Source organism: Saccharopolyspora phatthalungensis (assembly GCF_014203395.1).
Taxonomy (GTDB): Bacteria; Actinomycetota; Actinomycetes; order Mycobacteriales; family Pseudonocardiaceae; genus Saccharopolyspora; species Saccharopolyspora phatthalungensis.
On sequence record NZ_JACHIW010000002.1, the window covers coordinates 957,794 to 976,898 of the forward strand.

Genomic DNA, 19,105 nt, shown 5'->3' on the forward strand with positions numbered 1-19,105 from the left:
GTGAAAACGGTTGCGGCGCTTGGTGATCGCTGTCCAAGCCATCAAGTGGCCCCATTAAGTGGCCGCGGTGTGTGGCCGTCGGCGAAAAGCCGACGGCCACACACCGCGGTTGAGGGTCGGGGCGGCGTTCAGCCGACGCTCAGCGCGGTCTCATCGAGCAACCGGCGGATGGGGACCCGGCGCCGGTCACCGACCTCTTTGACGCAGCGAGCCAGCACGCTCTCCTGACGGTCGGTGTGTCCGAATGGCACCACTTCGAGGTCGGCGACGAGGGCGGACAGTGTTGTCGCGTCCAGGCGGTCGGCATAGCGGTGGACCAGGTATTGCTTGGCCCTTCGGTGTGCCTTGGGTGCGGCCAGCAGTTCACGGCCGGTGGCCTCGGCGTTGCGCGCCTCCAGTACCAGGTGCGGCGTGTGCCGCAGGGCGACTCGCCGCAGCGCGGGGTCGCTCGCGATCCGGTCGCGCAAGTCCCGTCGGCGCAGCACGGTCGCCGCGAGCTCGTCGACTCCGGGGTGATCCCGCACCGCGGCCAAGGCTTCGACGGGCCACAGCGCGGCGATGGCCACACCGAGGTGCCCCACGCCGAAGTGGTCGACCGCCCAGGTCTCCGGGTCGGTCTGCACATCCAACTCCCGGCGGAGCCGGAGAAATTCGTCCACCGCCGCGGCCGGGCCGGCGTCCACGGCGGCTAGGACGGCGGCCCGGGTGCGCGGGTGCAGGCACAGCCCGGTGAAGAACGTGCCGAGCGGCAGGACCTCGACCATCTCGTACTGGTCGGTGTCATCGGTCTCGGCCCGCAGGTCGAACAGCGCGCTGAACACCGTGCGCCAGCGCGGATCGGCGAAGGTCAGGTCGGCGATGTCGTCGTTGGGGATGTAGGCGAAGTCGAAGGACGTGTCGAACAGGGTGCGCAGCCGGACGAGCGCGGCGGTCATCCCGTCGATGCCCAGCCGGCCACCGTCGCCGGGCCTGCGGGCCCGGATACGCAGCGTCCACGTTCCGGCCTGGCAGGCGCGATCCGCCGCGAACTCCACATCGGGGAACCACTGCGTGAAGCGGCTCAGGATCAACTCGAACGCCGCCAGCCGGGCGAGTTCGTCGTCGGGCACACCCGGCTGCTCCGCCCACTCGACCTCGACCACGGCGGGCCGGAACACCAGGCTCGCCTTGTGCACCGAGAGCGGGATCTCGATCTCGAACCCCTCGCCCCCGAACCGCAGCAGCTTCGGCCCGCCCTGGCAGAATCGATCGGCGAATTCGTGCAGCGCCGCCAGTCGCGATGGCGCGCGATCGACCGGGAACCGGGAGACCCTGGCCAGCAGCCATTGGTGGAGGGTGTTGTGCAGGTGGTGCGGATTGGGCGGGCGGTAAGTGCCGGCATCGTCGAGGACGACCTGCCAGGGCACGTGTTCCTCGATCAGGTAATCGGTCGCCGGAGGCTCGGACCGCCAGCAGGCTATCAAACCATTAAAGGCCGCTACCGCGCTGCGCTCGCGGGCATCCAGCTCGAACCGCTCGGCGAGATCCAGCCACGCGGACAGGCCGTCGAGGTAGATGCGGTGGCGGACCGGGTCCGGGTCGTCGACCAGAGTCAACAGCACCGCCTTGGCCGCGGCGTCGTAGACCTCGACGAGGTCGCAGCGCACCAAGTCGAGCACGGGCTGGAGCTCTGGTTTTCCCCGTCCGATGGCGATTACCGCGTCGTAGGCGCGGTTGAGCGTCTGCCCTGCGGCGGCCACGCTGGACAACGTGGCGCGAGCCGAGAACTGGTGCATGGCGGTACGGAGCGCGTCGTAGGCAGCCGCCAGCTCGGGATCGTCGACGGTCGCCAGCGCCAGGTCCACCGTCTCGGCCGGGGCCAGCGAGGACCGCAGTACCAGCCCGCACACCGGTCTCGGATCGGCGGGTAGCGATCGGACGAACCGCTCGATGATCGCGTCGCGCTCCTGGTCTTCGTAGACGGCCAGGTCGTCGGCCAGTCGTGCCAGGTGCGCGACCGCCGACAGCACCTCGACCGGCGCGGCGAGCGCGGCTTGCGCCACCACGCCCAAGACGGATCCGGTCACCGGCCCCGCCTCTGCCTCGACCAACGCGAGCGCGATCCGCAAGTCGGGCTCGGTCAGCAGAGACGCGACGGCATCGGGCGCGGCAGCCGCTATGCGTGGCAGCACTCTCGCCGGGTCGAGCCCACCGCGGGCCGCCAGGACCGCGCGGGCGTAGGGCATCGCGTGGGCGGGCAGGACGACGGCGAGCGCATGCTCGTCCGCCCCCTTGGCCACGAGTTCCTCGGCGAGCCGGGCAGTGAACGCGGGCGAGGTGACTCCACTGGCGTCGCGCACATAGCCCGCACCAGGAAGCGTGCTGCGGCGAAGGATTCCGGCCAGTGCCAACGGCGGAAGTCCGGGCAGCGCACGAAGCCCGGCGACGCCCGGAAGGTCCGATTCGTCCACCGGATGCCCGTTAGCGGTGCTGCGGACATCGGCGCGCTCGATGAGCAGCCGGGCACCAGCGGGCACCGTCAGCACCTCGCGGATTTCGGTCCGCACCCGGTCGGCCGCCGCGGCGGGGGCGCCATCGCCGAAGTAGCAGGTCTGGGTCCACGGGTCGACGAAGGTGAAGCCCGCCGCGGTGGGGATGTCGGCGAGGCGGGTGCGCAGGACGGCCACCTCGCACTGGCGGAACATCAACCCCGCGTGCTCCTCGGCGCTACCACGCTCGACGAAGACGTACCGCACCCGCTCGCGCTCGTCCGGACCCAGTGCGAGGTAGGCAGACCACGCGTCGTCCACCGTGACGGCGGACAGGAAATCGCCCGGCACGACCGCCGAAGGCGAGACCACGACCTCTACCGGCAATGGGTCGGCGCGCCGCCACTGCGCGCGGCTGTCCTCGGTCAGGACTTCCACCCGCTGACGTGGCTCGAACCCGGGCGCGGGCCTGGCCTGCACGGTCCACATTCGATCGACCGTGACCCGTCGCAGCAGATCCCCCTCCCACAGCGGCAGGACGGCGCCGTCCGAATCCTGCGTGAGCAGCACGACACTGTTGCCCGTGCCGACCACCTTCTGCGCTCCTCCGAAGCCGAAGCCGAGCGCGAGTCGGCCGGCGACCGAGCCGTTGGCCAGGCGCGTGAGCGAAGTACCCGAGACCAGGCCCGCATCCGTCCGCAGGACCCATTCAACATCCATAGTGGACATTCCAAGCCGCCGGTGCAGCAGCCGAATCCACCGAACGATCTCCGCCACGTCCCGGGATGCGAGCAGCGGGCTCTCACCCGGGTCGGCGCTGCCTTCGGCGGTGACCAGCGGCTGGACGAACGCGGCGATCGGATGCGGCCGGCATGCCGGGTCGATCAACCGCTGCTGCGCCAGCGCCGCGGGCGAGTAGCCGCTGAACACCACGGCCGCGACGGCATCCGCCAGCAGGTCCGGGTCCTGGCAGACCAGGCTGCTGTACCCACCCGCGTTGACGTTGGTGTCGGTGTCTTCGTCGCCGGAACTGCGGACGATCCACGGCGCGGGCCCGCATTCGGCCGCTACTTGCGCCGCAAGGTCGGGTTCACGCTGACGCAAGTCCTTTGCATATTCCCGCACGAGATCGGCGTGTTCCCGTTCCTCACTCTCCCGCGCGAACCGCCGCGCCGGGTCCGGGCTCACCGGAAAGACCGGCAGTGCGATGGCACCGATCTCGGTGTCTGAGGCAATTGCGAGCAGACGTGCGCACTTGACTCCGTAGGCCGATTCCCACTCCGCCCCAAGGTTCACTTCTGGCCTTCTCCCAGTCATCTCTTCGGCTACATAGCACGCATAGGTGCCCTGGGCGCGCGGCTTCCGTGCAGGCGACGCGCGGCGCGGGCAGCGCCATCATGCCCCATCCGAAGCTCCGGATGCACTGGTCCACTCGTCCGGTCGAAAGACCGCCACTTCACCGGAAAGTTGATCAACTCCCTGGTCGCCGATCGCATACCCACGGCCCGCGAACCGCTTTTCCTTTCCACTTCAACAAAAACCCTCGGTGAGTTTCACTCGATCGGTAGCTTCTGCGTGATCGGCAACGATCACTAAGGTACAACGAACACATCGATACTATTGACAATTACTAAACATCTTCGCATTCCAGCTGTGAACCAAGGCCAAAGACTGGGGGTCTGGTGAAAGCAATCGTCTTCGAGGCTCCGGAGCACGCCCGCCTGACGACCAAGGACATCCCCTGCCCCGGGGCGGGAGAGGCGCTGATCCGCGTTGCCTACAACTCGTTGTGCGGCAGCGATCTGTCGTTCTACCGCGGCGTGTGGCACGGCTTCACCTATCCCGTCGTGCCCGGCCACGAGTGGAGCGGCACCGTCGTCGATGTCGCCGACTCCGGCCACGCCGACCTGATCGGTGCCCGGGTGGTCGGCGACCTGACCGTGCCGTGCGGTGCCTGTCCGCCCTGCGCGCGCAGCAGCCCATCGCTGTGCGCCAACCTGCAGGAGTTGGGGTTCACTCGGGACGGGGGCTGCGCGGAATACCTCACCATCCCAGCCGGAAATCTGCACCGGCTGCCGGACTCGGTGTCACTGCGTGCGGGGTGCCAGGTGGAACCCCTGGCGGTCGCGCTGCATGCCGCGGCCACGATCAACATTTGCCCCGGCGACCGGGTGGCCGTACTGGGAGCGGGCGGGATCGGCCTGCTGCTGGGGGAAGTGGCCAGATATCTGGGCGCGACGGTCACGCTCGCGTCGGACCCGGTGCCGGAGCGCCGCGCCGTCGCGAAGGAAATGGGCGCCATCGCCGTCGCGGACGGATCGGCGGGCTCGCTGGCTGCCCTGGTACGTAAGCGCCCGGAGCTGGAGCCCGACGTGGTGCTGGAGGCTTCCGGTTACCCCGTCGCGGTGCAGGAAGCGATGGAGATCGCCCGGCCCACCGGCCGAGTCGGTCTGGTCGGCTACCGCATCGAGGAGACCAGTCCGATGACCCCCTGCCACGCCGTGCTGAAGGGCCTCACCTTACGCGGACTCATGGGCCCCGGCGGCCGGTTCGCCGAGGCGATCGACGTGATCGCCCTGGGAGCCGTGCGCGTCGAACCGTTGCTCAGTCACGAGTTCGGCCTCGATGACTTCGACTCCGCGCTCGACGTCGCGCTGCGCCGGGCGGATGCGAACACGCGCTCGGTGTTCAACATCGGCGACTGAAACAGGCACCTTCGACACTCCACTATAGACAGTGCAGCGCCGGCCGTCCGCCGCCCGCGAGCAGCTGCACACCGCCGCCGCTTACCCAGCGGCCACGAATGTGAACCGGGAGTTCATCATGCCCGCAACCAACTCCGTCGACACGGCGCTGGCTGTGCACGGCGGGCCCGCGCTCCGCACCCGACCATGGCCGGTATGGCCCCGATCCGCCCCGGGCACGGCGGCGGCGTTGGACACCGTCCTGGGCTCCGGCCGGTGGGCGATCAGCGGCCCGTACCGCGGCGTGGACTCCTTCGAGCGACGGTTCGCCGCCGAGTTCGCCGCCTACCACGGGGTCGAGTACTGCGTCCCGGCCGCGAGCGGGACCGCGAGTCTGATGCTGGCCCTTGAGGCGTGTGGCGTCGGCGCGGGCGACGAGGTGATCGTTCCCGGAGTCTCCTGGGTGGCGTCGGCGTCCACGGTGGTGGGCGTCAACGCGGTCCCGGTTTTCGCCGACATCGAGCCCGACACGCTGTGCCTGGACCCCGCCGCGGCCGAGGACGCGGTTACCGAGCGCACGAAGGCGATCTGCATCGTCCATCTGTACTCGGCCGTAGCCGACCTGTCCGGGTTGCTCTCGGTGGCGCGACGGCGGGGCATTCCGATCATCGAAGACTGCGCGCAGGCCCACGGCGCGTCATACGCCGGCCGAAAGGTTGGCGCCTTCGGCGATGTCGGCACGTTCAGCATGCAGAACAGCAAGGTACTCACCAGCGGTGAGGGCGGTGCGGCGATCACCTCCGATGCCGCGCTGGCTCGTCGGATGGAGCACCTTCGGGCGGACGGGCGCTGCTATTCCGCGCGCCCGCCGGCACCGGGAGCCATGGAGCTGGTCGAAACCGGCGAGCTGATGGGCAGCAACCGTTGCCTGTCGGAGTTCCAGGCGGCCGTCCTGCTTACCCAACTGCCCGAACTCGACGGGGAGAACGCGTTGCGCGCGGCCAATGCGGCCCTGCTGGACCGGCGCCTGTCCGCGCTGGGCCTGCGGCCGCAGAGCACGTCCTCCCCCACCACGGAACGCACCTACTACACCTATGCTGTAGAGATCCCCCAGGAACTGCTCGCGGGAGCGGACATCGCCGCGGTGACCGCCGCGATCACCGCGGAGCTGGGATTCCCGGCGAGCCCGGCGTATGCGCCGCTACCCGCCAACCGACTCTACGCACCGGAGGGCCGGCCTCGCTACTCCCTCGGTGAAGAGCACCGGCGCAAGCTCGACCGGTCCCGCTTCCGGCTCCCCGTCTGCGATCGGGTGTGCCGCGGCCTGGTCACCCTCCATCACGCGGCGTTGCTCGGTGACGAGTCCGATGTGGACGATATCGCCGCCGCATTCGACAAGGTTCTGCGGCACACTCCCGCACTCGTGGGGTGAGACACCGCTTCGCCACCCAGACCTCGACAGGGGAAACAATGCAAGTCACCACCATCTCGCTAGGCGATGTCGATTACCCGTTCCGGCTCGGCACCGACTGCATGGACCGGATCATCGAGCACATCGCCGCGCTGCTGCCCAGCCGCGTGCTGCTGATGGCCGACACCACCGTCACCGAACTGTACGGGCACGACCTGGCCGCGCGGCTCGACCGGGCGGCGGCACCCACCCATCTGCTCACCCACCCGTGCGGGGAGGCGGGAAAGAACCTGACCACGCTGACCGCGCTCGCCGAGCAGGCGCTGCGGTACGGGCTCGACCGGCGCAGCGTGGTGGTCGCGCTGGGCGGCGGCGTCACCGGCAACATGGCCGGCCTGCTGGCCGCGCTGATGTTCCGGGGACTGCGGCTGGTGCAGGTTCCCACCACGGTCGTGGCGATGCTCGACTCGGTGCTCTCGCTCAAACAGACGGTCAACGCGGGGGTGGGCAAGAACCTCATCGGCACCTTCTACGCGCCGGTGGAGGTCCTCGCCGACACCGCGCTGCTGCGCACCCTGCCCGCCAGGGAAGTCCGCTCCGGCGCGGCCGAGGTGGTCAAGAACGCCCTCGCCATCCGCCCGGCGATGATCGACTACCTGGCCGACAACCTGCGCCCCGACGGTCGCTATCCCGACGAGGTCATGGCTTGGCTGATCGGGGAGAGCATCGCCGCCAAGGCCCAGGTGACCGTGGCGGACAAGTTCGAGCGCGGCACCGGGCTCGTGCTGGAGTACGGGCACACCATCGGGCATGCAATCGAGCACGCCGCCGCCGGGACCGTCGCCCACGGCGCGGGTGTGGCGCTGGGAATGCTCGCCGCCGCCGGGATATCGCGCGATCTGGGAGGCGCGGGCGATGACCTGGTGGATCTGCATCACGATCTGATCGGCCGCATCGGCGTGCCGACGACGATCACGTCCGATGTGGACATTGCGAACGTGAAGCGCTGGCTCCGGTTCGACAACAAGCGCGGCTACCTCTCCTTGGCCGCGGACACGTGCGCCATGGTGCTGCTGTCCGCCCCCGGCAAGCCACTGTGGACGGAGGGCCACCCGCTGACCGAGGTCCCCGTGGGTCTCGCCGACGCGGCGGTGGACGGCATCGCCTCCCGGACCGCGACGCCGGCCTCGGCGGCTGGAGTCTAATCCCGATGCGCGTGCTCCGGCTGACCCCGTTCTTCCACCACGACTGCGTCGACAGCTGGCCCGCCGAGTTCGACTCGGTGGGCGGCATGCAGGTGCAGATCCTACGGCTGTCGCGGGCACTGGCGGAGCGCGGCGTGCGCCAGCAGGTCCTCACCGTCGGTTTTCCCGGGTTGCCCCGGGTCCGGGAGGACCGCCCCGGGCTCACCGTGCGGATCACCCGGGCGCCGCTGCCGCGGATCCGTTCCGAGCTGACCGGGCTGGTCGGGCTCAACCAGGCGTGGTTGGCCGCCGCCCTGGCCGAGTGCGTGCGATTGCGCCGAACCTGGCGGCCCGACCTGATCCAGGTGCACGCCGACGGGCAGCTGTGGGCCTTGCTGGCCGGGCCGCTGGCTTCTCGTGTCCTCGGCGTGCCGTACTCCGTCGCGCTGCATTGCTCGCGTCTTGCGGTCTACCAACCGATGTCGGCGATGGACCGGTGGCAGCACGGCATCATCCGGGAGGTCGAGCGGCGGACGCTGCGCGGCGCGGCCGGAGTGTGCACGCTGACCGAGCGCACCGCGGACCTGGTCGCCAGCCGTTCCGGCCTCGCCCGCGACTGGCTGGACGTGGTGCCCGACGCCGTGGACCTCGCCGAGGCGACGCCGGATCCACTTGCGGCGGCGGCCTTCCGCGCCAGGACGAGTGCGGGCTCCTCTGGCAGGGTGGTGGCGTTCGTCGGTCGCATCGCGCACGAGAAGGGCTGGTCGGACTTCGTGCGCGTGGCCACGATGATCGACGCTTCGTCGACCGCCGACGCCCGGGTGGTGTTCGCGGTCGTGGGCGACGGGCCGCAGCGGGACCGCATGCGTCGCATGGTCGCCGACCACGGCTTGTCCGAGCGGTTCATCTTCACCGGTTTCCTGCCCAACCAGAAAATTCCGGCGGTCATGGCGGCGGCCGACGTGGTGGTCATGCCGTCGCGGCACGAGGAACTGGGCGGTAGCGCCATCGAAGCCATGCTCGCGGGCACCCCGGTCGCCTGCTACGCCGTTGGCGGCCTGTGCGACACCGTCGGCCGAGTGACCCCGGACCTCGCGGTGCCCAACGGTGACGTCGCGGCGCTGGCGCAGGCCGTCGGCCGAGTCTTCTCCGACACCGATGCCGTGCGCGCCGAGGTGCGCGCGGGACGGCCGTGGTTGGCGGAGTCCTTCGGCCTGCGAGGCAGCGTCGAGCGCGCACTGGAGCACTACGAACGCGTGCTAGGTGGCTGGTGTCGAACGGGGTTTTGAGGTGTTTGCTCTGGTCTTAGCGTGGCGGGCGGTGGGTGTGATTGCCGATCGTTTTCGAGTGTGGTCGGTGGGTTTGTGTGTCGCGTGTGCCGGTTATCGGTGGGGAGGACGTGTGGTGTTGGTGATGGGCTGGGCGTTGGTCTGGTCAGGCGGTCGTCACGGCCCATCCGCCTGCCTTGCGGGTTATCCCGAGCACGCCCAGTCGAGCGAGGTTGACCGCGGCGGCCAGCAGCGAGAAATCAGCGGCCACTTTCCGCAGTCCTCGGACACGGGCCCGTCGTCCGCCGTGGCGGTGGCGCATCAGGTGGCCGATCTTGCGTTCGACTTTGGGCCTGGTGGCGCGGTAGTCAGCCTTCCAGGCGGGGTCGGTCTGGCGGGCACGACCGGCGGCCAGTGCGGCTTCGTGGGGGCTGATGGTGATGGTGCGGCCGGTCTTGGCGGTGGTGCACTGTGCGGCCAGCGGGCAGGTGGCGCACACGACGCCGAAGTTGGCCGCCCCAGCGTGACGCTCACGGGCGCGAATGGGTGCGGTATGCCCGGCCGGGCAGGTCACGGTCTGCTGCTCAAGGTCGATATCGAAACGGTCCTTGGGAAAATGGCCTTTCACCGCAGCCGGCGGTTGCACCTTGAGCCCATTGTGGATCCCATTCTCGTCCAGCCTTTCCAGCAATTCCCCCGCCCCATAGGCCGCATCCCCATATACCGCGGCCTGACCCTCATCCCCGGCTTCGGCTTCGGCTTCGGCTTCGGCTTCGGCTTCGGCTTCGGAGGGCAGGATGTCGGACAGGAGGGTCTCGGCGGTCTCGGCGTCGCCGCTGTTGCCGGGGGTGACTTCGGTGGCGGTGACGATCTCACTGTCGGGGTCGATGGCGAGATGTCCTTTGTAGCCGTCGAAACCGCGGGCCTGCGTTTTGTGGCCATGGCGGGTTTCGGGATCGACGGTGGAGATGACCCGGTCCGGGGCGACCCGGCGGGCGATCCGGAACACCCCGTCGCTGTCTTCGGTCAGGTCCTGGCCCAGCACCGTGGCCAGCAGGCGCGCGGCCTCATCCACGCACTTGGTCCACTTCTGGCCTTCCATCAGGGTCAGCATCGCGAACCCGTCCCGGGCCCGGGAGTCGATCAACGCCTCCCGGGCGGCCTGGTCGTCCCAGTCGATCAGGGGTTTGCCCGCTCCGGCGTAGTCATCTCCGGAGGTGAGCACCGCCCGCAACCGGGCGGCCAGTCCGGCCTCAGCGGTGGCCAGCAGACCACGGATCGCCGAGCGGATCAGGGTGATGGTGTCCATCGTCGCGACCGCGTCATACAACGGGGTCGAGTCCAGCACCCTCCTGCACCCGACCAGACCCGCCTGACGCGCGACATCCAGCACCGTCTCGAAGATCCGGTCCGGCCGAGCCGAGCGGGCCAACCGGGCCCGCATGTCCACCAGCACGGTGTGCACGAACCCCGGATAGTCGAAATCCAGGCCACCGGCGGCGTACTTCCAGCGCGTGTCAAATGCGAACCGCTCCACCGCCTCCCGATCCGACAGGCCCTCGACACGCTGCAACACCATCACCACCGCCACGATCATCGGCGGCACCGACCGGCGACCCACATCGGTGAACAGATCCGCGAACATCTCATCCGGGAACAGACTGAAGCACTCCCGATGCAACACCCCATAAATCGAACCCGCCGCGACCCGGCCCTCACAGTAATCCACCGTCGATCGCAGCAGATCACCCTGCCGCGGCGCGCGTCCCAACGTCACCCCCGACATCCTGCCAAACGATCACCCCGACGGAACACCGACACACCCCGATCCTTAGCAACCCAAAACACCAGCCACCTAGGCCGGGAGAAGTCCGATGCCTGAAGGCAGGCGAACCACCAGCACCGCCGCCGTGCTGTGGCGTTGCGCCCACTACCTGCGGCCCAATCGAGTCCGCATGATCGCGGCGGGACTGGCGGCGGCGAGTGCCACAGCGGCGGGCCTCACGCTGCCGCTGCTGCTGCGGCAGGCCATCGACGGTCCGCTCGCCGACGGCGACTGGTCCGGTCTTGTCTGGGTGGTCGCGGCGATGGCGGTCGTCGGTGTCGGCGAGGGCCTGCTCGTGGCCGCGCGCAGGCGGCTGGTCGTGCGCCCGGCGACCGAGCTGGAAACCGGGATGCGTGCGGATCTGCTACGCCATCTGCACCGGCTTCCGATGTCCTTCCACGAGCGCCACAGCGGCGGACAACTGATCTCTCGTGCGGTCGGTGACATCGCCGAAATCGGCCGCTTTGCCGCGTTTTCGGCGATCTACCTGGTGGTCAACGTGTTCGCCCTGGTCGTCGGTGTGGTGCTGCTGGTCGTGCTGTCGCCGCGGCTGGCGCTGGTCGTGCTGATCGCCTTCGGCCCGATGGTCGTGGTGACCGTGATCTGCGAATCCCGGCTGCGTGCGGCCGCCGGCTCCGCGCAGTACCTCGACGGCGAGGTGGCCACCGCGGTCGAGGAGTCGGTGCTGGGAGCGCGGCTGATCAGGGCGTTCGGCCGGGGCCCGGCGATGGCAGCCAGGTTCGACGCGCTGGCGCGTGCGCTGCGGGGCGCAGAGGTTCGCAAGCTCGACCAGATGGCGCTGCTGTGGGCTGTCATCGTTGCGCTGCCCGAACTCGCCGTCGCCGGTCTGCTGGCTGTCGGGGCGCACGGCGTGGTCAGTGGAACCCTGAGCATGGGCACCCTGGTCGCCGCGATCACGGCCACCACCTACCTGCGCTGGCCCGCCGATACCCTCGGTTGGCTCATCGCCGACGCCAACACCGCAGCGGCGGCAGGCGACCGGTACTGGAAGATCCGCGATGTCCGGAATTCGATTCCCGCGCCGGATCCCGGGGCTGCGCTGCCGGGTCCGCCACGGGGCGAGTTGCGCTTCACCGCCGTGCGCTACCGGCCGGAGGGACAGGACGCGGAGGTGTTGTGCGGGGTAGACCTGCACCTGCGTCCCGGCGAGACGGTGGCGTTGACCGGCCCGACCGGCTCCGGCAAGTCGACGCTGACCGCGCTGGCCTCGCGGCTGGCCGACCCCACCGCGGGGCGGGTGACTCTCGACGGGGTCGACCTGCGCGCACTCGACGAGGACACGCTGCGGTCAACGGTGATCCACGTCTTCGACGAGCCGCTGTTGTTCGATGCCTCGGTGCGGGACAACGTGGGCCTGGGCGCCCGCCAGCCGCTCGGCGATGACCAGGTGTGGGCCGCGCTGCGGGTGGTCCGCGCCGATGACTTCGTCCGCGATCTGCCCGGAGGACTCGATGCTCCCCTCGGCGAGCAGGGCGGCAATTTGTCCGGCGGCCAGCGGCAGCGACTCGCCATGGCCCGTGCGCTGCTGGCCGACCCGGTAGTGCTCGTCCTCGACATGCCGCTCTCCGCGCTGGACGCAACCACGGCGCACGAAGTGGCGAGCGCGTGGGACGCGGCCACCGCAGGCGTGACCACTCTCGTCGTGACCGACAGGCCGGGTTCGGCCATGCGCGCCGACCGGGTGGCGCTCCTGGACGGCGGCCGGATCGTGGCCTGCGCCCCGCACGAGGAACTGCTGAGCACCCAGCCGCTTTACCGGAAGCTGTTCGCCGAGACGAGCACGCCGGGGGTGGTCGCTTGAGCACCCCCGAGCGCGGCTCACGGGATCTGCTCGTCCGCTTGGTCCGGCCCTACCGGGGCCGCGTCGCGGCGGCTATGACGCTGGCCCTGGTGGAGAACGCCCTGGGCGTTATCACTCCCCTGCTCATCGCCGCCGGCATCGACATCGGCCTGCCGGCGGCACACGCCGGTGACTGGGCACCCCTGGCATGGATCATCGCCGGCTACGCGGGCGCAGGCGTGCTGAGCGCGCTTACCAAGCACGCGTTCCTGCGCTACTCCGGCCGCATCGCCCAGAGGATGCTGCTGGACCTGCGGCGCCTGTTGTTCGGCCGGATCCTGGGCTCTTCGCAATCCTTCCACGAGTCCTACGGCTCCGGGCCGCTGGTCTCGCGCATGACCAACGACATCGAAGCGCTCAACGACCTGCTGGAAATGGGACTGGACGGGTTGTTCTCCGCGCTGCTCTCGACCGTGGCGTGCGTGGCGGCCATGTTGTGGCTCGATCTGCCGCTCGGCCTGGTCGTGCTGGCCTGCCTCGCGCCGATGTGGCCGCTGGTGCGCTGGTTCTTGCGCTGGTCGCGGCACAACTACCGGCGGGTGCGTGCGGTCAAGTCCACCCTTACCGGCGAGCTGATGTCCACCTTGGACAACATGCGGGCCGTCAAGTCGTTCCGCGTGCAGGACCGCAGCGAGTCCGCGGTCGCGGCGGCGGACCGGGAGTATCTGTCGGCCAAGTCGGCGACGGGATCGGTCAACGGGCGCTTCACCGGAAGCGTCGTCCTGCTCGGCAACCTGACGCTGGTGCTGGTAATCGGGATCGGCGCTGCCCGCATCGCCGCCGGCATGCTGCCGCTGGGCGAACTCGCGGCGTTTCTGCTGTACGTGCAGCGTCTTTTCGACCCCATCGATGAACTGGCGTCCTTCGCCAACGCTTACTCGTCTGCCTCGACAGCGCTGGAGAAAGTCGCGGAACTCCTACGCTCTCCGGTCAGCCTGCCCGCCACCGACCGTCCGGTACCGTTGCCCACTGTCGCCGGCAAGACGATGCGGTTGAATTCGGTGCGGTTCCGCTACCGGCGCGAGGGCCCTTGGGTGCTCGACGGCTTGACTCTCGACCTGGCTCCCGGCCACAGCGTCGCCCTCGTCGGCCCCACCGGGGCGGGAAAGTCCACCATCGCCAAGCTGCTGGCCCGGTTCTACGACCCCGACGAAGGTGCGGTGACGATGGACGGAATCGACCTGCGCTCGGTCGCGGACCCGGAGCTGCGCCGCGCGGTAGTGCTCGTTCCGCAGGAGCCCTTCCTGTTCTCCGGCACCGTCGCGGACAACATTGGTTTCGGCGATCCCGCCGCGGATCGGGACGCCATCATCAGGGCGGCGCGCACGGTGGGCGCGCACGAATTCATCGCCGCTCTGCCCGAGGGATACGACACCGACCTGCATCGGCGGGGAGCGCGATTGTCGGCGGGGCAACGCCAACTCGTCTCACTGGCCCGCGTGGTGCTTGCCGACCCCCCGGTCCTGATTCTGGACGAGGCCACCGCCGCGCTCGACGCCGCCGCCGAGCGCACCGTTCGCGCCGCCACGGCGACGGTCCTGAGTGGACGGACCGCGCTTGTCATAGCGCACCGGCTGTCCACCGTCGCGGAGACGGACCGGGTCGTGGTGCTGGACGGTGGCCGGGTCGTGGAGGACGGCCCACCCGCGCAACTGGCCGCCGAAGACGGCCGTTTCGCCATGCTGCTGCGGTCCGCCTCAACCGGGGCGGCGGACGCGACCCCCTTGATCGCGCCGAGGAACGAGCCCGTGCGAACCGAACAGGAGACGGCACCATGAGCAGGCTCCGGGCGGCGCTGCCTCGCGACAACTCCCACGCCTGGCATCCGCAGGCGCTGGGCTCCGCCCATCGCGACGGTTTGGCCGGCGAGGACACCCGCAGGGTGTACGACGCGTGCGTGATCGGCAGCGGCGCGGGCGGTTCGGTCGCAGCCGACCATCTGGTGCGTGCCGGTCTGGACGTGCTGCTGATCGAGGAGGGCTTCCGGCTCGCGCCCGGTATCACCAACGGGCAACTGGACAAGCTGTGCCGGCGGGCGGAGATCCCGGGCGACGACGGCGACTGGATCGAGCGCGGTTGGCCGTGGACGACCAGCAACCTGGGTGGCGGCACCGTCTTCTACGGCGGCGCCTCCTTCCGCTACCACGACTTCGACTTCGACCCGTCCGACCTGATCCGGGTGCGCGGCCTGGACGTGCGCTGGCCCTATACCCTGGCCGATCTCGCCCCGTACTACACCGAGATGGAACAACGGCTCGGCGTCTGCGGCGGAGACAACGGCCCGAGCGGGCACGGACGCGGCCCGGGGCACCCGCGAAGCGCAGCGGGTCGGCGGCTCTGGGCCGGAGGCGAGACGCTCGGCTACCGCCCGTTCCCGACTCCACTAGCGATCAACCGTGATGCCCGCCTCGGTCGGCCGGGCTGCTCGGCGGCATCGCTGTGCATCAGCTTTCAGTGCCCCACGGCGGCCAAGAGCGATGTCGTCTCGGTTTTCCTGCGCCCGCTCGCCGACCATCCCGGGCTGACCCTGCGTACCGGAGTCCGGGCGCTCGCGCTCGACCAGCGGGCTCGCGGACGGGTCGATGAGGTCGTTGTCCTGGACCGGCTTTCCCGCCAGCTCCACCGGGTCCGAGCTCGCGCGATCGTGCTGGCGTGCAACGCGGTCCAGACCGCGGCGCTGCTGCTGCGCTCACGCACCCGCTACGCGCCCGGCGGGGTGGGCAACGAGTCGGACATGGTGGGCCGCGGCCTGTGCATGAAACTCAGCGAGTACGTCGTAGGCGAGGTGGACCCGCTCACCGGCAGTGCGGACGGACGACCGCTGCCCGGCCCGTTCTCCACGGTTTCCTTCACCGACCACTATGTCGACGAGGACTGCCCAACCGGGGTCGGTGGCCTGCTCTACGAGGCCAAACCCGATGAACCGGACGCAACGGGTGCGGACTCGGTCCTGCGCGTGGAGACCATCCTGGCCGACCACCCCTCCCCCGAGAACCGTGTGACCCTCGGCGAGCAGGTCGATGAGGACGGCGTTCCCGTCATCCGCATGCACTACCGGCCCGACCCCCGCGACCTCGCCAGGCTGGCGTACATGGTCGACCGTGGCCGGAGGCTGCTGCACCAGTGCGGCGCGCGAACCGTCCGCACCGAGCCCAGCGACTTCATCGAAGGCAGCACCCACCTGCACGGCACCTGCCGCGCGGGCCTCGACCCGACCACCTCCGTCACCGATCCCTGGGGCCGCGTTCACAGCACCGACAACGTCTACGTCGCCGACGGCTCGGTCATGCCCTATCCCGGTGGACTGAGCCCGACGCTGACCATCCAGGCCCACGCACTGCGCACGGCCGAAGCCATCGCACGGCGGACGAAGACCTCGACCGTCGCCTGAGTTCACATCCGCACCGCACCCGAGGAGCCACCATGAGCGACACCGTGAACTGGCCGCCGCAAGTCAACCAGGTCCGCAAGTACCGCAACATCGTCCTCGACGGCGCGTGCAACATCCGCTGCCAGTACTGCGAGGTCAAGAAGGCCAAGGTCGACCAGGCCGCGACGATCGCCTCGCTGGAGCGCATCTTCGCCCGCTACTCCGCCGATTCGGTGCTATTCCGGGTCGAATGCGACGGGGAGATCACCCTCTACCCCAAAATCCTCGACCACCTGCAGCGACGCGCCGCTGACGACGGCTACGTCGTGGAGGTCCTGTCCAACGGCACGAAGCTGCCCAGGTGCCTGCAGGGCAGAAACGACCTGCTGTGGGTGTTCTCCGTTGACGGGCACACGGCGCGGATGAACGCCCAACGGGGCCTGAAACAGGAGCAGGTCGACCGGATCATGGACGCCGCGGTCGAACTCGACGCCGAGTTGCAGCTGGTCTACCACGACCAAACGATCGACGAGATGAACGAATTCATCGACTACCTCAACGGCCGCGGCTACGGCGGCCTGCTGCACATCATGCCGCTCCTGGCGTTCAAGGGGCAGCCGCTGACCGTGTACCTCGATTACACGAAGCTGCACAAGGCGGCATTTCTGCCTCCCGCCGAGTATTTCCGGCGGTGGCGCTACATCTATGACAACGGAACCAGGGACGCGGTGTGCGACCAGATCACCAACGGCTATAACTTCCAGGTGTCCAACGGCGAAATCAACATGGTCAAGTGCGACTGCTACTCGGTTCCCAAGCACCTGTTCCACGGCTTCGGCGAGGAGCGCGAGTACGACCAGTGGCCGTGCGGCACATGCATCGCCAACCAGGAGTTCAACAACTCCCGTCCGAGGATGCAGGTACCGCAGCACCGGCTGCTGCCGGTCGTGTGAACGGGCGGCGATTCGTCCTGGCCCGACACGGCGAGGCCGAACTGAACCTGATCGCCGACGACGCGGAGATGGCGGGCTTCGACGCGGACTCGCCGCTGACCGCGCTGGGTGTGCGGCAGGCGGCGCTGCTCGCCGCCGCGTTGCCGACCGTGGTCGAGCGGCCCACGGTGTTCGCCAGTCCTCAGCTCAGGGCGGCGGCCACCGCCGCCGAGTTGGGGATGGCCCTGCGGGTACGGGTGACGACCGACGCGCGGTTGGCCGAGGTCGGCGCCCCCGCCCGGTTCGCGACCCCGATGTCGGGGCGGCAGTGGGAGGAGGTGCTGGACGCACGGATGCTGCGTCCCGACGAGGAAGTCGCGCCTGGCGTGGAAAGCCTGGCCGCGCAACGCCATCGGGTGCGATCTTTCCTGCATGAGCGGTGCTCGGCGGACGGCGAGTACGTCATGGTCTCCCACGCCGAAACGACCCAGGCACTGCTGCTGGTACTACTCGGGCTGGAGTCCTGCGTGTACTCCGCGTTCCGTTTCAAGGTGAGCCGGACCGGTGTGTTCGTCATCGACGTCCCCCGCGACGGCCCGCCGACCCTGGTCACTGCCAACACCAAAGCACATCTGGGCGGCCTGGTGTAACCGCCCGATTAAGGAGAGTGTTTCAAAGTGGTTTGCATAGCGGTGCCGGTCGCGGAACCTCACACGCCGCCTGGACTCCGGGATCCCCGACTTATGTATGCCCAACACGGCGCTGGGGCTGTCCTCGCCAGACGACGTCTGAGAACCCGCAGCGGTGCAAGCTGAGTCCCACACCGCAAGCGGCTTACGCCGCTTATACAACAGACCGAAGGAGAGGAACGATCATGACCGACCTGTTCACCGATCAGCTGGTGCTCAAGTGCGTCTGCGAGGAAACCGGCGAGGAGCCCGCGGATGTCCTCGCCGACGGTTACGTCGACGTCGACCCGCGCGACTATGTCGGCGTCGTGCACCGCCTGGAGGCGGTGTTCGACCGGACGCTGGATCTGCTGGACACCAACGAACGCAGGCTCGTCCTGGCCGACCTCCGCCAGCGGGTCCGTGACGCGCACCCCGATGCCTGACCGGCCGCGGGTGCTGATCGAGGTCTACGACGACGGGTTCGACACCACCCGATCCTGGGGCGGGGTCGAAACCGCGTTGTGGCACCTCATCGCGGGGCTGCGCGGCGCAGGCGTGGAAGTCGACTGCTACCCGGCTCGGGAGGGCGATCCGGAGACCGTCGCCGCGCGGGTGCGCCGCGAGCGGGTGGACGCGGTGTTCCCCTTGGTGGAAAGCGAAATCTTCACCGGGTCGGGCGAGCCCGGACTGTCCGCGCGGGTGGTGCGGATCTGGCACGACGTCAGCCGCATCGCCCCCGACCTGTCCACCCCGCCGCCCTGCCCCGCGCATACGACCGGGGCTGCCGGGCGGTGCATCGCGGCCCGAGCGCGCCCGGACGGCCCGATGACCGAGGTGTTCCTGAGACCCGCGGCGTGGACCCGCTGCTTCCATCGGGCTCACGTGATCCCGTGGGCCGCCGATCACCTGCCGCGCGTGGACGCGGGCGACCCGCGCGGCCCGCTGGTGCTGCAACTGGGCAAGATCGACAACGACGCCGCCGAGCGCTGCGTGCGAAAGCTGCTGGCGCACGGCAGGCCGCTGCGGCTGATCTTCTCCGGCTGGTCGCGCACCGGCCGGGAGGCGCGCGTTCGTTTCGCCCGCTTCGCCTACCACGACCTCGTCGATCTGGTCGACTTCTACGACATTCGCGCGGATTGGACCAGGGTGTTCGCGGGCGCGAGCGTCCTGGTGCTGCCGTCGCGGTTCCACGAGACCTTCAACTTCTTGGCCGCCGAATCGGTGCAGGTCGGCGTCCCGGTCGTGGCGCTGGGCGGCGCGGGCGAGCTCGGCCGCTTCGCTTCCTGGCAGGCGCCCGATCTCGACGCGCTCACCGAGCGGTTGCTGGCCGAACCGGGTACGCCAAGCCCGCGGCCGCGCGCCGAGGCGGGCTGGGCCGAGATCGCCCGCCGTTACGCCACCGTCATCGCCGAGCTGCCCTGAGGAGGACCC

At 69.5% G+C, this 19,105-nt stretch carries 13 protein-coding genes; 11 read left to right on the forward strand and 2 right to left on the reverse strand.

The window, feature by feature from the left end; genetic code table 11:
- Positions 1-128: 128 nt before the first annotated feature.
- On the reverse strand, positions 129-3,764 hold the full coding sequence (locus BJ970_RS30950; RefSeq protein WP_184730796.1) for a hypothetical protein: 3,636 nt from the start codon (positions 3,762-3,764) through the stop codon (positions 129-131).
- Positions 3,765-4,150: 386 nt separating this feature from the next.
- Here BJ970_RS30950 and BJ970_RS30955 point away from each other — a divergent pair, with 386 nt between their 5' ends.
- The 4 genes from BJ970_RS30955 to BJ970_RS30970 are packed head-to-tail and all read left to right on the forward strand — an operon-like array spanning position 4,151 to position 9,036.
- Entirely contained in the window at positions 4,151-5,173 is a 1,023-nt protein-coding gene (locus BJ970_RS30955) for a zinc-dependent alcohol dehydrogenase (RefSeq protein WP_184730798.1), read from the forward strand.
- 31 nt (positions 5,174-5,204) lie between these two features.
- Entirely contained in the window at positions 5,205-6,584 is a 1,380-nt protein-coding gene (locus BJ970_RS30960; RefSeq protein WP_221468323.1) for a DegT/DnrJ/EryC1/StrS family aminotransferase, read from the forward strand.
- 38 nt (positions 6,585-6,622) lie between these two features.
- A complete protein-coding gene (locus BJ970_RS30965; RefSeq protein ID WP_184730800.1) occupies positions 6,623-7,768 on the forward strand; it encodes a 2-deoxy-scyllo-inosose synthase in 1,146 nt (381 codons plus the stop codon).
- A 5-nt stretch (positions 7,769-7,773) separates the two neighbouring features.
- Complete coding sequence (locus tag BJ970_RS30970) at positions 7,774-9,036, forward strand: glycosyltransferase family 4 protein (protein WP_184730801.1); 1,263 nt, start codon at positions 7,774-7,776, stop codon at positions 9,034-9,036.
- Between the two features lie 145 nt (positions 9,037-9,181).
- Here BJ970_RS30970 and BJ970_RS30975 read toward each other — a convergent pair whose 3' ends face one another.
- On the reverse strand, positions 9,182-10,792 hold the full coding sequence (locus tag BJ970_RS30975) for an IS1182 family transposase (RefSeq protein WP_446689105.1): 1,611 nt from the start codon (positions 10,790-10,792) through the stop codon (positions 9,182-9,184).
- Between the two features lie 97 nt (positions 10,793-10,889).
- Here BJ970_RS30975 and BJ970_RS30980 point away from each other — a divergent pair, with 97 nt between their 5' ends.
- From BJ970_RS30980 to BJ970_RS31010, 7 genes are all read left to right on the forward strand, one after another.
- Positions 10,890-12,662 (forward strand): ABC transporter ATP-binding protein, encoded by a 1,773-nt coding sequence (locus BJ970_RS30980; RefSeq protein WP_184730805.1) that lies wholly within the window; start codon positions 10,890-10,892, stop codon positions 12,660-12,662.
- Positions 12,659-14,479, forward strand: a complete 1,821-nt coding sequence (locus BJ970_RS30985) for an ABC transporter ATP-binding protein (protein ID WP_221468324.1) — start codon at positions 12,659-12,661, stop codon at positions 14,477-14,479. The genes BJ970_RS30980 and BJ970_RS30985 overlap by 4 nt, the downstream gene beginning before the upstream one ends.
- A complete protein-coding gene (locus tag BJ970_RS30990; protein ID WP_184730807.1) occupies positions 14,476-16,092 on the forward strand; it encodes a GMC oxidoreductase in 1,617 nt (538 codons plus the stop codon). Before BJ970_RS30985 ends, BJ970_RS30990 begins: the two co-directional genes overlap by 4 nt.
- A gap of 32 nt (positions 16,093-16,124) precedes the next feature.
- Positions 16,125-17,024: a radical SAM family protein gene (locus tag BJ970_RS30995; protein ID WP_184730809.1), complete on the forward strand. Its 900-nt coding sequence runs from the start codon at positions 16,125-16,127 to the stop codon at positions 17,022-17,024.
- The gene (locus tag BJ970_RS31000) at positions 17,021-17,653 is read left to right on the forward strand and encodes a histidine phosphatase family protein (protein WP_184730811.1); all 633 of its coding nucleotides are present in this window, start codon (positions 17,021-17,023) and stop codon (positions 17,651-17,653) included. Before BJ970_RS30995 ends, BJ970_RS31000 begins: the two co-directional genes overlap by 4 nt.
- A 224-nt stretch (positions 17,654-17,877) precedes the next feature.
- Positions 17,878-18,117: a DUF6137 domain-containing protein gene (locus BJ970_RS31005; protein WP_184730814.1), complete on the forward strand. Its 240-nt coding sequence runs from the start codon at positions 17,878-17,880 to the stop codon at positions 18,115-18,117.
- Positions 18,110-19,096, forward strand: coding sequence for a glycosyltransferase family protein (locus BJ970_RS31010; RefSeq protein ID WP_184730816.1), 987 nt, complete (start codon positions 18,110-18,112; stop codon positions 19,094-19,096). The genes BJ970_RS31005 and BJ970_RS31010 overlap by 8 nt, the downstream gene beginning before the upstream one ends.
- The last annotated feature ends 9 nt before the right edge of the window (positions 19,097-19,105 follow it).

Bases quoted from the DNA above. Each gene is read 5' to 3' on its own strand.
- BJ970_RS30970 (WP_184730801.1), top strand. From the start codon at position 7,774: ATGCGCGTGCTCCGGCTGACCCCGTTCTTCCACCACGACTGCGTCGAC.
- BJ970_RS30980 (WP_184730805.1), top strand. From the start codon at position 10,890: ATGCCTGAAGGCAGGCGAACCACCAGCACCGCCGCCGTGCTGTGGCGT.
- BJ970_RS31010 (WP_184730816.1), top strand. From the start codon at position 18,110: ATGCCTGACCGGCCGCGGGTGCTGATCGAGGTCTACGACGACGGGTTC.
- BJ970_RS30965 (WP_184730800.1), top strand. From the start codon at position 6,623: ATGCAAGTCACCACCATCTCGCTAGGCGATGTCGATTACCCGTTCCGG.
- BJ970_RS30995 (WP_184730809.1), top strand. From the start codon at position 16,125: ATGAGCGACACCGTGAACTGGCCGCCGCAAGTCAACCAGGTCCGCAAG.
- BJ970_RS31005 (WP_184730814.1), top strand. From the start codon at position 17,878: ATGACCGACCTGTTCACCGATCAGCTGGTGCTCAAGTGCGTCTGCGAG.
- BJ970_RS30990 (WP_184730807.1), top strand. From the start codon at position 14,476: ATGAGCAGGCTCCGGGCGGCGCTGCCTCGCGACAACTCCCACGCCTGG.